Annotated in this window: 13 protein-coding genes; 10 read left to right on the forward strand and 3 right to left on the reverse strand. The window is 49.5% G+C overall.

Going from position 1 to position 15027, the window contains the following annotated elements:
* Both BBD42_RS19250 and BBD42_RS19255 read right to left on the reverse strand, forming a co-directional pair.
* A complete protein-coding gene (locus tag BBD42_RS19250) occupies positions 1–1080 on the reverse strand; it encodes a saccharopine dehydrogenase family protein (protein WP_099519478.1) in 1080 nt (359 codons plus the stop codon).
* Between the two features lie 94 nt (positions 1081–1174).
* Entirely contained in the window at positions 1175–1495 is a 321-nt protein-coding gene (locus BBD42_RS19255) for an ArsR/SmtB family transcription factor (RefSeq protein ID WP_056030054.1), read from the reverse strand.
* 248 nt (positions 1496–1743) lie between these two features.
* Here BBD42_RS19255 and BBD42_RS19260 point away from each other — a divergent pair, with 248 nt between their 5' ends.
* The 7 genes from BBD42_RS19260 (at position 1744) to BBD42_RS19290 (ending at position 10614) form a co-directional block, all read left to right on the forward strand.
* The gene (locus BBD42_RS19260) at positions 1744–2619 is read left to right on the forward strand and encodes an RNA polymerase sigma-70 factor (RefSeq protein ID WP_099519479.1); all 876 of its coding nucleotides are present in this window, start codon (positions 1744–1746) and stop codon (positions 2617–2619) included.
* A gap of 204 nt (positions 2620–2823) precedes the next feature.
* Positions 2824–3981: a YhgE/Pip domain-containing protein gene (locus tag BBD42_RS19265; RefSeq protein WP_099519480.1), complete on the forward strand. Its 1158-nt coding sequence runs from the start codon at positions 2824–2826 to the stop codon at positions 3979–3981.
* A gap of 66 nt (positions 3982–4047) precedes the next feature.
* The gene (locus tag BBD42_RS19270; RefSeq protein WP_099519481.1) at positions 4048–4578 is read left to right on the forward strand and encodes a PadR family transcriptional regulator; all 531 of its coding nucleotides are present in this window, start codon (positions 4048–4050) and stop codon (positions 4576–4578) included.
* A 7-nt stretch (positions 4579–4585) separates the two neighbouring features.
* Positions 4586–5269 carry a Crp/Fnr family transcriptional regulator gene (locus tag BBD42_RS19275; protein WP_099521693.1) on the forward strand — a complete coding sequence of 228 codons (684 nt, stop codon included), beginning with the start codon at positions 4586–4588 and terminating at the stop codon, positions 5267–5269.
* A 185-nt stretch (positions 5270–5454) separates the two neighbouring features.
* Positions 5455–6294 carry a DNA alkylation repair protein gene (locus BBD42_RS19280; protein WP_172455557.1) on the forward strand — a complete coding sequence of 280 codons (840 nt, stop codon included), beginning with the start codon at positions 5455–5457 and terminating at the stop codon, positions 6292–6294.
* A 147-nt stretch (positions 6295–6441) separates the two neighbouring features.
* Entirely contained in the window at positions 6442–8400 is a 1959-nt protein-coding gene (locus tag BBD42_RS19285) for an AraC family transcriptional regulator (RefSeq protein WP_099519482.1), read from the forward strand.
* A gap of 147 nt (positions 8401–8547) precedes the next feature.
* A complete protein-coding gene (locus BBD42_RS19290; protein WP_237163153.1) occupies positions 8548–10614 on the forward strand; it encodes an AraC family transcriptional regulator in 2067 nt (688 codons plus the stop codon).
* 115 nt (positions 10615–10729) lie between these two features.
* Here BBD42_RS19290 and BBD42_RS19295 read toward each other — a convergent pair whose 3' ends face one another.
* Positions 10730–11395 (reverse strand): TetR/AcrR family transcriptional regulator, encoded by a 666-nt coding sequence (locus BBD42_RS19295; protein WP_099519484.1) that lies wholly within the window; start codon positions 11393–11395, stop codon positions 10730–10732.
* Positions 11396–11749: 354 nt separating this feature from the next.
* Between BBD42_RS19295 and BBD42_RS19300 the strand changes: the two genes are divergently transcribed.
* The 3 genes from BBD42_RS19300 to BBD42_RS19310 all read left to right on the forward strand — a co-directional run bounded on the left by BBD42_RS19300 (position 11750) and on the right by BBD42_RS19310 (position 14965).
* A complete protein-coding gene (locus tag BBD42_RS19300; protein ID WP_099519485.1) occupies positions 11750–12529 on the forward strand; it encodes an SDR family NAD(P)-dependent oxidoreductase in 780 nt (259 codons plus the stop codon).
* A 42-nt stretch (positions 12530–12571) separates the two neighbouring features.
* A complete protein-coding gene (locus tag BBD42_RS19305) occupies positions 12572–13708 on the forward strand; it encodes an SMP-30/gluconolactonase/LRE family protein (protein ID WP_099519486.1) in 1137 nt (378 codons plus the stop codon).
* Between the two features lie 192 nt (positions 13709–13900).
* Complete coding sequence (locus tag BBD42_RS19310; protein ID WP_099519487.1) at positions 13901–14965, forward strand: LLM class flavin-dependent oxidoreductase; 1065 nt, start codon at positions 13901–13903, stop codon at positions 14963–14965.
* Positions 14966–15027 lie beyond the last annotated feature (62 nt).

Consider the following 15027-nt stretch of genomic DNA (forward strand, 5'->3'; position numbering starts at 1 on the left):
TTAGTAGGAGACAAGCACGCCATATTGTTTGAAAAAGCCCATAATCGCAGCCGTGTCCATCCGCGAATCCGGCAGGTCCTCCGGATAATAAACGCCAGGGGCGAGCGGTTCATTTTCCAGCATCAGCAGCAATTTCTCGGCTTGGACAGCAGCGCCCAAAGCGGTAAGATGTGTCTGGCCAAGCGGGTCCGAAATGGCGATTCGCCGCTCTACCAGGCGTCCATTAGGGTCGTGCCCCTTTAGGTGAATAAGCACATGATGGGCGCTGCCGGTACCCGGATTGTAGAGCAGGCGCTGTCTGAACGAGCGGAACCTCTTCCCGCTGATCATCTTCCAGATGCCGCTGTTAACGAGTCCCACAAGCAGAGAGGTGGATGCTTTGCTGTCGAAGGAGATGCGGAAGCTGGCTGTGTGAATATGGCTGGCCTTAAGCAGTGTCACATGATCAGGGGTGTCCAGCCGATAGCATTTTGCCTTATAGCCATTGGGGAACTGGACCTTCACCGGATCGGTCATCGGATGGACAAGCCGGTTTTTTCCCGCTTCCGTAATATGAAAGGGGATCGTCATCCGATCCATGTATGCGGTAGAATCCGGGCCTGCTTTATCCCGCAGGGAGTAGAGGGCATGGATATCGACAGCTACGTGGTCAAGCGAATCAGCATGCAGCATAGCAAATAGAGAGGCCGTTCCTGCCATCCAGCCTGAAGACAGCACGACAGGAGCATGGAGCGCCATATTTCTCAATTTTGCAGAAGCCTGCTCGAATAGCTCCGTCCAGCGCGTCACGTCGATAAACGGGATTTTTCTTCTCACGGCAGCAAGAAGCAGTTTATCCTGCAGATCGTTGACTGCGCTAATGATGAGCGAAATATGCTCGCCTGCATGCTGGAGCGGATCTTCCGCATTCGTGTCTACAGCGGCAGTATGTACGCGTTCAGACGTGAAGGCTTTCGCTTTCTCCGGTGACCTTCCTCCCAATACGATTTCCAAATCCGCATGCCGCTCAAGTAAAATGTGGGCGATCTGCCTGCCAACTTCTCCATATCCCCCAACGATAAGAACCTTGTTTCTATTCATAAAATGAACCTCCGATTAAATGTTTATACGTTTAAGTTATTCAACCTATAGCCGTTTGAAAAAGGAATGGCAGCAAGCTAGCCTAATATTGGCACTAGCATTGGCATTCCTCTTCCACGAATTGGACAAGCTGTTTCATAAGCGCAATCGCATCATTGATTTCAAGCCGATAATACATTTCGGTCCCTTTTTTCTGAACGGTAAGCAGCCCTGCCTGACGCAATATTTTCAAATGATGCGAAACGGTAGGCCGCGACATTGGAATATGCTCAGCAATTTGCGTTACATTCATACTGTCTTTATCGATTAGCAGCGATATAATTTGCTGGCGAACAGGGTCCCCCAAGCCTTGAAAATAAGGGCTTAAACTTTCAAAAATGTGAATCGCTTTCTGATTGCCGATAAATTCGCTCATGGCTCCACTCCTCCGCTATATGGTTTAATTGTTTAAACATATCGCCAAGTATAATTCATTTCAAACAATAATTCAAATCAAAACAAAATGTCACAAAAATCAGCCTCTCCTCGTTATATGGGCAAATGGATTTACAGGAGAAGACATGGGCTTGCTTAATGATGCGTATGGACGCCTAATGGTGTGCTTGATATGATCGATACAAGTGATACAAGAAGTGCAGGCAAGCATAGATGGGGGCATGCGAAGTGACGGAGCTTTATGAACGGTACAAAAATCTTTTATTCCAGCTGGCGTATCAGCTAACCGGTTCCGTATGTGATGCGGAGGACGCAGTTCAGGACGTATTCATCAAGCTTCAGCGAGTGGACCCGGCGCGGCTGCAGGAGCCAAAGGCGTATTTATGCAAAATGATAACGAATCATTGCTATGACCTGCTCAAATCTGCACGCAAACGCCGGGAGAAATATATCGGGCCATGGCTGCCCGAGCCGCTGCAAATGAACGCTGAGGATGGATTTGAGGCTATCATCCGCGGCGAGCTGCTATCTTATGCGATGCTTGCATTATTAGAGCGTCTATCACCAGCCGAGCGGGCGGTATTTGTGCTCAGAGAAGCGCTCTCGTTCGATTACGCCGCTATAGCGGAAATTACGGGCAAAAGTGAAATGAACTGCCGCAAGCTGCTTAGCCGAGCCCGGGGAAAAATGGGCGTTTCGGAGCAGGAGCTTGCGGGGGCAGGCGCAGTTAGCGACGAGTGGGTGCAGCAATTTCTCGCAGCTTTGTCCGAGGGGAAGGTCGATACGGTGCTGTCTATGCTTGCAGAAGACGCCATGCTGCTATCCGACGGAGGAGGCAAGGTGAGCGCCGCTATGCGTCCTATCCAGTCGAGCGACCATGTGGCCCGTTTCCTGCTGGGCATCATTCGCAAGGCAGGCGAAGGAGAGGACGATCGCTTCAGCATCGAAATCGCGCAGCTGAACGGCCAAACCGCCATCATGTTCAGGCAGCAAGAGCGCATAACCTCCGCCGTATTCCTCCATATGAAAAACAAGCTGCTGCAAAATATTTATATTATCCGCAATCCGGATAAGCTGGAGCGATTGAATCAGCAGGCCTTATAGGAAACAAATAAAGAGATGGGGAGCAGCCGCTTCCCGTCTCTTTATTTGTTCAGGCAGGCGGCTTGCCGAGACGGGAAAGCCACCTGCCAGCTAGCGGTATACTGTATACCGAACTAAATATGGTAGCCTTTTACATTGACAGTATACACTAAATTAATTACTCTAATTAAAGTATATAAAATAAAGTATAAGGTGGCGTGGAGCATGGTAGTATTTTTGAAAAACAAAATCGTAATCGGTGGCATTTTTATGATGGTTTTTTATCAAATCGCGATGATTGGAATTTTTATGTACGGGTACAGCGCGGTGCCGAAAAACCTGCCTGATCTCACGGTGGCCATTGTAAGCGAGGACGAGCAGACCGGAGCGAAGATGGTGGAGCAATTGAAAGAGCAGCTGCCCTTTCATATCAATACTGCTCTTAGTCTAGAGCAGGCCAAAACCGAGCTGGAAAATCGCAACGTCCATTTAATCGTGCATATTCCGCAAAATTTCACGCAGCAGCTTTCGCAGCCGGGTGAACAGGCCCAATTGGATTTTTTCATGAATGATTCTAATCCGTCGACGACAAGCAGTGCGATGCAAAGCGTGGCTGACCAAATTTCCAGCAAAATGGTCGCCCAAATTCAGACGCAAAGCTTTGAAGGGCTGCTGCAAAATATGCAGCTGCCAGAGGATCAGGCGAAGCAGATGGTGGAAGGCGTCATGACCAAAGTAACTCCCAATATGGTTGTGACCAACCCGAAGCCTGCCGGCATGCACAATCAGATGGCACCTATGTTTCTGACGATGGCAGGCTATGTTGGGGCTATGATTTATTCCATGATTAGTGTCGGCGCCTTGCAGCAAATGAAAGGGCAGCTGGGCAAATGGAAAGCCTTTTTTAGTTTGCAGGGGCTTAATGCGCTGCTGGCTTTGATCGTTCCACTCGTTGGCTTAACTATTTATTTCTCCATTCATGGCTATGGTGCCGAGACATTTCTAAAAGTGTGGATGGTACATTCCCTTGAACTATTTACAGCTATTTCGTTTACGAGCATCTTCTGCATGCTAGCCGGCCAAGTGGGCATGCTGCTTAATATGCCGCTTCTGCTGTCGCAGTCCATTGCAGGCGGAGCGATGATGCCGCAGGAAATGATGCCAGGCTTGTTCAAAGTCATCAGCTATATTTCCCCGATGTTTTATACGATTCAGCTGGATTACAACCTGCTCTTCGGCGGGGGGCAGACGTCAAAATATTTGCTGGGGCTCGCGCTAATTGGTGTTGGAGCGCTGCTGATCAATACGCTGATTCACCAATTTAAAGGGGTTAAAACAACGACCGAGGAAAATACGCCTGCAGCGCAGCCGCAATTCATGTAAAATAAAAGGGTTGGCAGGCGGATTAGCAGCTTGCCAGCCCTTTAAGCTAGTGATGGAGGCGAAGCAATGACCTTGCAAATTTTTATTCTTGGAACGTTGAGCGAAGCGGAAAGCCATCCGTATGATATAAAAAAACAGGTGCTCAAGTCGCTCGGCAGTACGATTCCAATAAACGACGGAACGCTGTATTACCAATTTGATGTGCTGCAGAAAAAAGGGCTCATTCAAAAGCTTGAGGTCGTTCAGACAGACAACCGTCCAGAAAAGACGACCTATGGCATTACAGATAAAGGCCTCAAAGCGCTGGAAACCGAAATTTATGCCGCTTATAAAAATGTGACTAACATAACATCTCTATATGCTACGCTTTTTTATTTGGACAAGATTGATAAACACAAGCTGGCTTATTTGATTGAGGAAGCGATTGACAAGCGCCAGGATAAACTCAAAATGATTGAGGGTACGGATCTGGATACGCTGCCAATTTCGCAGGAGAAGCACAAGCCGCTTGAGCTGCTGGCCGACCACGCCTACCAAATGCTTCAGAGCGACATCGCTTGGCTGCAGAAGCTGCTCGTTTATGTGCGAAGCGAATAGGCCAATCGTGGATAAAATTCAATATTTGTCGCAATTTAATTTGCTTCATTCCTTGTCGATGGAAGATTTAATCGAGATGGAGGAGCTGACCGTCATTACGCCCTTCCCGAAAAATACATTCATTCAGACGCCGGCATCCTTTGCCGAAGGGCTTTATTTTGTGAAAAAAGGCAAGGTGCGCTTGTATCAGCTTAGCGCGGAGGGCAAGCAGTTCACTTCGGATATTTTGAGCGAAGGCAATGTATTTGGGGAAATGGCGATGATTTCGTTTGGTACGCGGAACCATTACATTGAAGCGGCTGAAGACAGCCATATTTGCTTAATGGACCCGAAGCGATTTGAAAATTTTTTGCTGCATCGGCCCCGTTTTATGCTGTCACTGCTTCAAGTATTAAGCGAACGCCTGAACGGCATGAGCCAGTTGACGCAGCATTTGGCACTCGGGAACCTGCATGATAAAATTTTGCATGCGCTTATGCGGCTCGGCAAGGACTTCGGCCTTGCGAGCACGGGCGAATTTGCTAAAATAAACTTTCCGCTCTCTCATCAGGAAATTGCCCATCTCGTCGGAGCTAGCCGGGAATCCGTGACGATTGCTCTGCAAGAGCTCGTTAAAGAAGGCTTCATTAGCACCGGCTTTAGAACGATTTGCATTCATCAAGGCAAGCTTCTGGAGCGTCTGGCTACTTAGCTGCAAAAACAAAACATAACAAAACTAAACTAAAGTTGTTCAAAAGCTGTAAGCTGCCTTACAGCTTTTACATTCCCTTATCGCGTATTTTATTAATAGCAGCCTGCTTTGAAGGCATTATCGGTTATAACCCGACGATGCTTGCTGGCATGCTGCTATTTTTAAAAAAGGAAAGGGAGAGTTTCATGGATGCCGAAACGCTTATACCTGATATTATTTTGCACCGGAAAGGTGCTCGAAAAATAGAGGATATACCGCCCGAGGTTGCCAGTCTGCTGAATGAGGGCAAGCTTGAAAGCGCCAATTTGACCGAATGGCTGGCAGTTGACCATAGAGCGCTGCTGCATGCAGTGGTCCTTGAGCTGAGCCTCGGACAGGAGGCCGGGCCCATGCTGCGTCGTATGGATGCATGCAGCGAGCGTAAAATCATGAAGGTCATTCCGGCCATAGCTGGGGAATGGCTTGCATGGCTTAAAGGCAAAGATGCTGCGGAGCGATCCAGCCTCTGCGAGGCACTGGCGGGCCACCGCTCAGATAGTGTCCGCTGCTGGGCCGCATACATCATCGGGCTCGATGCCCAATTGAGCTTGGAGCAGAAATTGGCTGGCATTAAGCCGTATGCGGCAGACCCTCATTTTGGCGTGCGCGAAATCGCTTGGATGGCTGTCAGAGAGCCCATTATTCGCGAATTAAACGCAGCATTGGCATGTTTCGAGGGCTGGGTAACGGATGCCGATGCCAATATTCGGCGGTTTGCCATTGAAGCGACGCGCCCGGTAGGCGTATGGGCCAAGCATATTGCGGCTTTAAAGGTAGAGCCTGCTCCTGCATTGCCGCTATTGGAGGCGGTTTGCTCCGATCCGGCAAAATATGTGCAGGATTCGGTAAGCAACTGGCTGAATGATGCTGGCAAAACGAATCCGGATTGGGTGCTTCATCTTTGCAGGCGCTGGCAGGAGCAGTCCGAATCGAAGCAAACGAAGCGGATTGTAACAAGGGCAACACGAAACCTGCTGAGCAAATGATAACAGCTCCCGCAGCAGGAAGCGGGTGAATCGTACTGAAGAAGAGCATGCGCATGGGGCATATGCTCTTCTTTTTAACTTTTATTGAGAAGGTTTATCATTTATAATGGGGGAAAAGCGGTTTGGCTACAGTAGGGGAGAAGCAGTGTGAAGCTGGGTGAGCATATAGCCGTATGGAATCATACAGCGGTCAAAATATTTGATATTAGACATATCGTCATGAATGCGGGAGAGCATCTGGGCGACTATCGTTTTCCTGCTAGCGGTTTTTTGTATGGGGTAAAAGGCGCAGCGCGCTTGCATTTGGACGGTCAATTTCATAAATCGCGGCGTTTTTATTTGCTGCATGGCGCAAAGGGCATGCGGCTGGAAATCGAAGCCCAGGAAGAGTTTGAATTTTATTTGCTGTATTACCGGGCAAAGCTTGCTTTCTCTGGCTGGAGGGAAATTCGCCAGCTGCTGGAGCGCCGAAGCCCTTTTGAAATGCAATATGGGTTTGAGCCCGATGAGCCGCTTGCCATGCTCGTGCTGATGTCAACGATGAATCAGACGCTCAGAAATGAAGGAAGTCTCGGCAGCGTGCAAATTAAGGGGCTGTTCTACCAATTTGTGCACGAGGTGCTGGGCCAGCTGAAAACAACGGAGGCGGCGGGCAGCGAGCCGGATCTTGTGACTCAGGCGATACGTTTTCTGCACGAGCATTATCAGGAGGGCATCTCGCTCGATGAGCTCGCCAATCGCTTTAATTACAGTCCGCGTTATCTGTCGATGAGGTTCAAGAAGCAGACGGGCGCAAGCCCGATTGACTATCTTATTCAAATCCGCATTAAGGAAGCGAAAAAGCTGCTGCTGGAGACGGGTGCCACACTTCGCGATATCGCGGCATATGTCGGTTATGCGGATGAATATTATTTCAGCCGTTTATTTAAGAAGCAGACGGGCCTATCGCCAGCACGTTATCAAGCCAAGGAACGAGGCAGCAGCACTAAGGAAGATAGTCCATTGAGCACGGCCAAATTGTCCATTGGATCGTACGAACAGCAACGTTATAGTATGGATGGTGGTGATAATCATTATCAATATTATGGCGGAGGGTTTACAAATATGAAGAGAAATAAAAACTCAGCACTAGTATTGAGCGTGCTGCTTAGCTTGACACTGCTGCTTAGCGCTTGCTCAGCGGGAGTAAACAATGCGGGTTCAAACACATCCCAGACTGCGACGAACGTAACGGCAACTTCTGCAGCCAATGCCGATACGGCTGGTGAAGCGAGTACAAGGACCATTTCCACGGTAAAAGGAGATGTTGTTGTTCCAGCGGAGCCGAAACGGATCGTTGTGCTGTATATGCTAGGTGATGCGGTTGCTCTTGGCATTAAGCCAATCGGTATTTCAGAGGTTTATGATGGAGCAGCCTTCTCTGAGCAATTGGAAGGTGTGGAATCGCTGGGCCACTGGAATGAAGCGAACCCGGAGGCGGTTATGTCGCTAGATCCTGATTTGATTATTGCCAATTCCGAGGATAATTATAGGATGCTTAAGGATATTGCGCCAACTGTGTTTATTCCGGCTGATCAAATCTCGACAGAGGAGCGGATTAAGAAGCTTGGCGAAGTATTCGGCAAGGAGAAGGAAGCGCAGGCGCTGCTGGACACCTTCCAGAGCAAAGTAGAAGAAAGCAAAGAAAAGCTTCGCACATCGGGCTTGCTGGACAAGACGATTACAATTGTCGAAGGCGGCAATAAAGAAATGCTGGTCATTGAAAGCAAGGAGTACGGACGGGGCTCGCAAATCGTCTATGATTATTTAGGCATGAAAGCGCCGGAAGTCATTCAGCATAAGGTCGATAAGACGAAAACGGTAGAAAGCGAAATGGTTTCTATGGAAGTGCTGCCACAATTTATGGGTGATTACGTGCTGCGTTCTTCATGGGAGGGGATGGACGACCTGTCTGAGCATCCCGTTTGGAGCAGCTTGCCTGCGGTGAAGGCCGGACATGTCATTGCAGCGGATTTTGGCTTGTTTTATTACACCGATCTTTATTCCTTGAATACGCAGCTGGATGTCATTACGAACGCTTTGCTGGCGACAGCAGCGAGCAAGTGACCGTAAGACGGCTATGTTGAAAATAAAACGCTCTGCTCTTATCATTCAGAGCAGAGCGTTTTTTATTGTGGCAGGTCGCCGCCTGTATACCATGTTGTTATACTAGCCACTGCTCATTAAATCATCCTGCTTCGGTTGCCACTAAGAATGATTATCAATTATAATGGGGTTAAATATAATCGTTCGGATGGGTCTGCAATAGAGGAGTGGAGCGGCAGCATGCAATTAAATGAACATATACGTCTATGGAACCATGTTTTCATTAAAATAATTGATATTCGCTATTCGGCAATGGACAAAGGCGAAGAGCTGTCCTCCTATCGGCTGCCAGCCAGTGCGTTTATGTACACCGTGCGCGGAAGCGCGAAAATCTGGCTTGACCGCCAAATGCATACGGCCAAGCGATTTCATCTTTTTCATGGCGGCAAAGGCATGAATCTGGCTATTTTAGCAGAGGACGAGCTGGAATATTATATGATTTTGTACAAGCCGACGCTTGCGCTGCCAAGCGCACAGGATTTGGCGAAGCGGATAGAGAAGGATAACCCTTTCCATTATCAATATGCGTTTGAGCCAAGTGCTCCGCTTGCTTTGTTCGATAAAGTCGAGCGTCTGTATGAGGAGTGGAGACAGGAGACGGGGCTGGGCAGGCTGCAGGTGAAGGCGGGGTTTTACCAGTTCGTCTATGAGCTGCTCTGGCAATGGCATCAGCAGGAAGTGGCCCCGATTCGACCTGACTTGGCAGCAATGGCTATTCGCTATATTCATGAGTATTACAATAAGCCGCTTACGCTGGAAACAATTGCTGCGGCATTGGAATGCAGTGAAGGGCATCTATCAAGATTGTTCAAAAATAAAACAGGCAGCAGCCCAATGCATTACTTAGGCCAGATTCGGACCCTGCGCACGACGCAGCTGCTGCTGCGGACGGATGCGACCTTGCAGGAAATTGCCGAAAGCGTAGGCTTCCCGGATGCCCATTCTTTAAGCCGCAGCTTCAAGAAATATAAGGGAGTTTCTCCAGCTCGATACAGAGAGAAGTATAGTGCGGAAGGGAAAGGTCGGGATTTGCCCTTATTGATGCAAGGATTTGCCGTTCTGCAACCCCCGTTTTACCCCTATAATGATACTGAAAATCATTTTCATTATCCGACAGGGAGAGAGTTATTGATGCAAAGAAGAACGAAAATAGCAGTGATGGCTTTAGTGATGTGCTTTACCTTGCTTATAAGCGCATGTGGAGGCATCGCGAATACCAACGGCAGTCCTTCGAATGCGCCAGCTAATCAGTCGGCTGGAGCTTCAAATACGGAGACATCGCCTGCGGCTCAGCAAGCGGAGCCGCAAGCCGCGACCCGAATTGTAGCTACGCCTAAAGGAGACGTAGAGGTCCCTGTCAATCCGCAGCGAGTTGCCGCTGATCAATATATGGGCCATCTGCTGAAGCTGGGCATTATTCCAGTTGGGGTCAGAAGCTTTATGTTGAATGAGGCCTGGCTTGGGGATTCCGGCATTTCGCAGGATGTACTGGATGGCATAGAGGATTTGGGCGGTTTTCCAATGAATTTGGAGAAGCTGACGTATTTGGAGCCGGATCTCATCATTGGCTCTATTGATGAAAATATTGAGCAATACGAGAAGGTAGGCACGACGGTGTTTCTGCCTTATTGGGAAGAACTGAAGACAGCAGGACCGCTGGAGAAATTCCGGAACGTCAGCAAAATATTCGGGAAGGAGAAGGAAGCCGAGCAGTGGATCACAGAGTATGATACAAAGGTTGAAGCGGCCAAAGCGAAAATAGCCGGAATCGTCAAGGAAGGCGAAACGGTCTCCATCGTTCAATTCGGATACAAAGCCTTGTATGTCATCGCGGCTGAGGGCGGCAATTATGGCAGCTCGACCATTTATCAAATGCTGGAGCTGCCGCCAACCCAGCAGGCGAAAGATATGAAGGATGGTTTTGTAAGTATTTCATTGGAGGTTTTGTCTCAATATACGGGCGATCATATCTTCTTATACGGGGCAGAGGACGAAGGAAGCGAGGAAATATTGAACAGCGAGCTGTGGAAGCAGTTGCCTGCCGTGCAAAAGGGCCAAGTATATAAATACGGCACCTTTGGCGAAAACGGCGATGAGTTCGTTATGGAAGATCCGTATTCTCTGGAGCTTCAACTGGAGAAAGTCGTCAGCGTCATGACGGCGAATCAAAAATAATCGGTAGAAAGCCGCCATTCCTGTTTAGAGGATTGGCGGCTTTTTCACGCTGGAATAAGGACGTCGGATTAATCACCTTGCAGTTTGACTAACAGCTAAGGGGCAGGGTGCGATTTTAACCTTCCTGCTTAGCGAACAAGGTGCTCGCTAATAGGGAGATCGTTTGCTGATAGGTGGCGTGGGCGGAGGGAACATCGCCAAAATGCCCGCCCATTTGCAAATGGATGACACCGTGGAGGGCGCCCCAGACGAGGCGGACAATTTCTATCGTATCCGTCGGTGCCGCAGCTGATAGAAGACCCTGCTGCTGGGCGCTGCCGATGACATGGATTAATTGCCGCATAGCCGTCACGGTGCCCTGCATGCTTTCCTCATCCGGCTTGAAATCGCCGAATGCTCCGCCAAACATCAGCTTGTAGTAGCTGGTGTAGCGCTGGGCAAACTGCCAATAGGTTTCGCCTAAAGCAAGCAAATGCGCCCTCGGGTCGGCTAGTGCAGGCGTTGCTTCAAACTCGCGAGCCATTATTTTGCAGCCATCAAGGTACAGCTGCTGGGCTAGACCTTCTTTATTCACAAACAAGCTGTAAATGATTTTGGTGGAGCAGCCCATTTTCTGTGACACTTTACGAACGGTAACCGCCTCAGGGCCTTCCTCCTGCAAAATAGTAGCCGCAGCATCTACAACGAGCTTGCGGAGATTTTCGGTATTTTGCAGCCGTGCTTCCTGGTAGGTTTTCAACTCGCGTTTATTCGTATTAAGGAAACGATCCTGTTCGCTCATTTTTATCACCTTCGTCTCGGTCAATCTGTTTTTAATTAGAAACAGAGTTTCCAAATTGCTTACCCAAATTCTATACAGACGGGGAGGGCTTGTCAATGCGAATTAACAACAGGGTGGAAGCGGGGGATGGTGGAAGGTCGTCCGAGCCGCTTAGAAACCGGCTGTAGTGAAATTTTATTTATTGATAAAAAAGCATTGACAGTATGTATAGACTGAATTACTATGGTTCTATAAAGAAACACTGTTACCAAACGAAAGCCCACTTGGCTAACCCACGGTAATGGTGCTTATTTTTAAAGGTTTGGTAACAGTGTTTCTTTAAAAATACATTGTATATTAATAGGAGGACGTTATATGAATATTCACGGAAAATGGACACTTGTTACAGGGGCATCATCAGGTATAGGAGAGCAGTTCGCCAGACAATTGGCGGAGAAAGGCAGCCACTTGGTGCTTGTAGCGCGGTCGGAGAGCAAGCTGAAAAGCCTGGCCGCCGAGCTTAGCAAAAAACACGGCATACAAGCAAAGGCCATTGCGCTGGATTTGTCCAAGGAGGGTGCGCCGAGCGAGCTGTATCAGCAATGCCAGCAGCTGAAGCTGGATATTGAGCTGCTTATCAATAATGCAGGCTTTGCTACACATGGTTTGTTCGAGCAAGTATCGGGCGAGCGCCAGCATGAGGAGATTATGCTCAATGTTGCAGCGGTAGTGAGCCTGACCCATCTGTTTTTGCCGGGCATGCTGCGCAGAAGCTCAGGAACCGTCATTAATGTAGCCTCCACTGCGGGCTTTCAGCCGCTTCCTTATATGGCCGTCTACGGGGCGACGAAAGCTTTCGTCTTATCGTTCACGGATGCTCTATCGTGGGAAAATCGCAACCGCGGCGTGAAGTTTTTTGCCTTCTGTCCCGGCTCGACCGATACGGATTTCTTTAAGGTCGTAGGTACGGAATCCGCTTCCGTCGGGAAAAAAGATACACCGGAAAAAATCGTCAAGGAGGCGCTGCGCAAGCTGGCGCAAGGCAAGTCGTATTTTGTACCGGGTATGCAAAATTATCTCGGTGCGCAGCTGTCGCGCTTCGTCACCCGCAGGCAGTCGCTTCGGGTCGTAGGAGGCATGCTGAAGCCGCACTAACGATCCCTTTCGCTATTACATCAACTTAGAGGAGTTATTTAAATGACAACTATAGTGAAAAAAACGAAAGCTCCCGCCAAAAGAAAAATCATCAGCCGGGTGGCCTTATCCCTAGTAGGGCTGCTCGTGGCAGGTGCGCTGGTGTTTATTGCAATACCATCCCCAGTCGACCCGGTAAAATGGATCGCGCCAACCGCGCCTGCTTTCGAGGCGGAAGGGCCGTGGCAGCAGAACGACAAGCTCAGCTCCGCCCAACTGGTTACGGATGCCCCGCATTTTCCAGAGTTTATTGCCTTTGATCAGGATGGACAGCTCTATACAGGCGATTCCGACGGTAAAATCTATAAAGTTCCGTTCGATGCGCAGGGCAATTCCGGACAGGCAGAAGTGTTTGCAGATACGCAAGGAACACCTAATGGCATGATGTTTGATGCTGACGGGAATCTTATTGTGACCGATGTACAGAAAGGCCTGCTGAAGGTATCTCCAGCAGGAGAGGTAGAGGTGCTTGCCGATTCGGTCGATGGCGAGCCGATTTATTTAGCCAATGAGCTTGATATCGCGAAGGATGGCACGGTTTATTTTTCAGATACATCGAATTATGGCAAGGTGAGCTTTAAGGAGTTGGCGGAAAACAAGCCGCACGGACGGCTGCTGAAATATGATCCAGCGACGAAGCAAACCTCGGTGCTGCTGGACGGTCTTTATTTTGCCAATGGAATTGCGCTGTCTGCTGATGAGGATTTTGTGCTGGTGGCGGAGTCGTATCACTATCAGATGACCCGTTATTGGCTTGCGGGCGAGAAGCAGGGGACGGCGGATATTTTTGCTGAAAATATGGCGGGCTTCCCGGACAATGTAACGCGCGATGCACAAGGGAACTTCTGGGTCGGCATTTTCACGACCCGCTTGGCGTTTGCCGATCAAATGCACAGCAGCCCGTGGCTGGCTGGCCTGATGGCTAAAGTGCCGCAAGCGCTGCTTAATGGTGCCAGCGCCCCGGTGAAGCATGGGCTTGTCGCCAAATACAGCCCGCAAGGGGAGCTGCTTGAGAGCTGGCATGACCCGGAGGGCACGCTTTATGGCATAACGACAGCGGTCAATCATAACGGCTATTTATATATCGGGACAGCGCCGGGCGGCAGCGAAGGCGTGTATCGCGTGCCTTTGTCCAAGTAAACTTCCAAAGAGCCCCGACTTTTCTGCGCGCCCAGAGCCACTCGTTTTCGTATTCATTATTTAAATTGGAAAATCAATAATCTCTATTAGACGGCAGCAGGAAACAGGTGATAAGGTGAATTTAACTTAATTCATATTATAATCATGTGAATAGTGGTATATCGACCTTTTATCCTGAGAGGAGCAACAAGCATGAAATTTGCTTTATTCAGCTTGCTGATGAATATTCCCAATGCCGTCACTGGAGAGGCGCTCACCACGCAGCAAAAATTTCAAAATGTGCTAAATCAGGCGGTGCTGGCAGAAAAGCTTGGCTTTGACGCTTATGGGGTGGGGGAGCGGCATGGCGCGCCGTTTTTGTCCTCGTCGCCTCCTGTCATTCTCACTGCGATTGCCGCCAGAACGTCGCGCATTCGTCTGCTTACGACGGTTACCGTATTGAGCGTGCTTGACCCGGTGCGCGTAGCCGAGGATTATGCGACGCTGGACCATCTGTCCGGCGGGCGGCTGGAGCTCATTATTGGCAAGGGAAATGATCCGCGGCATTATCCGCTGTTTGGCATTACGGAAGAGGAGCAGTGGGAATCGATGGCGGAGCGGTATGCCCTGCTTAATCGGCTATGGACCGAGGAAGAGGTAAGCTGGGAAGGTCGCTACCGCACTCCGCTCGACAAGGTGACGACGCAGCCGCGTCCCTTCCAAGCCCGCATTCCAATCTGGCATGGGAGCGCATCGAGCCCGCTATCAACGGAGCTGGCGGCTAAATACGGCGAGCCGATTTTTTCCTCCAACAGCTTTCATCCACAGGCGAAATATAAGGCGCTGATTGATCATTACCGCGAGCGCTGGGCATTTTACGGGCATGATCCAAAGAATGCGGTCGTTGGTTCGGGAGCAGGCAGCTTATATTTGGCGGACACGAATGAGGAGGCGGTTCGGCGCTACCGCCCCTATTATAACGCCTTCCAGTCGACGGATTCTGCGAAGCATAATCAATCGCCGTTCAAGGATTTGGAGGATAATATTGCGAATGGGCCCGCCCTTGTCGGCAGTGCGGAGCATGTGATTGAGAAGATTTTGAATTATCAACAAGCGTTTGGGCACGAGGTGCTGAGCATAAGCGTGGATGGGCTGACGGAGGCGGAGCAGCGCGAGCAGATGGAGCGTTTTGCCGCGGATGTCATTCCGGTATTAAAGCGGGAAATTCCGAGCAAGGTTTGGGAAGGCAAGCCGTTATTCTCGTACCAGAAGGTCTGATAGTCAGGCAATACTGCAACATTTTGCCGTCAAACCAAGCAAAGCCAAGAGGAATTTCCTCT

This window comes from Paenibacillus sp. BIHB 4019 (assembly GCF_002741035.1).
Taxonomy (GTDB): Bacteria; Bacillota; Bacilli; order Paenibacillales; family Paenibacillaceae; genus Pristimantibacillus.

Bases quoted from the DNA above. Each gene is read 5' to 3' on its own strand.
- BBD42_RS19250 (WP_099519478.1), bottom strand. From the start codon at position 1,080: ATGAATAGAAACAAGGTTCTTATCGTTGGGGGATATGGAGAAGTTGGC.
- BBD42_RS19255 (WP_056030054.1), bottom strand. From the start codon at position 1,495: ATGAGCGAATTTATCGGCAATCAGAAAGCGATTCACATTTTTGAAAGT.
- BBD42_RS19265 (WP_099519480.1), top strand. From the start codon at position 2,824: ATGGTAGTATTTTTGAAAAACAAAATCGTAATCGGTGGCATTTTTATG.
- BBD42_RS19270 (WP_099519481.1), top strand. From the start codon at position 4,048: ATGACCTTGCAAATTTTTATTCTTGGAACGTTGAGCGAAGCGGAAAGC.
- BBD42_RS19280 (WP_172455557.1), top strand. From the start codon at position 5,455: ATGGATGCCGAAACGCTTATACCTGATATTATTTTGCACCGGAAAGGT.
- BBD42_RS19290 (WP_237163153.1), top strand. From the start codon at position 8,548: ATGATTATCAATTATAATGGGGTTAAATATAATCGTTCGGATGGGTCT.
- BBD42_RS19295 (WP_099519484.1), bottom strand. From the start codon at position 11,395: ATGAGCGAACAGGATCGTTTCCTTAATACGAATAAACGCGAGTTGAAA.
- BBD42_RS19300 (WP_099519485.1), top strand. From the start codon at position 11,750: ATGAATATTCACGGAAAATGGACACTTGTTACAGGGGCATCATCAGGT.
- BBD42_RS19305 (WP_099519486.1), top strand. From the start codon at position 12,572: ATGACAACTATAGTGAAAAAAACGAAAGCTCCCGCCAAAAGAAAAATC.
- BBD42_RS19310 (WP_099519487.1), top strand. From the start codon at position 13,901: ATGAAATTTGCTTTATTCAGCTTGCTGATGAATATTCCCAATGCCGTC.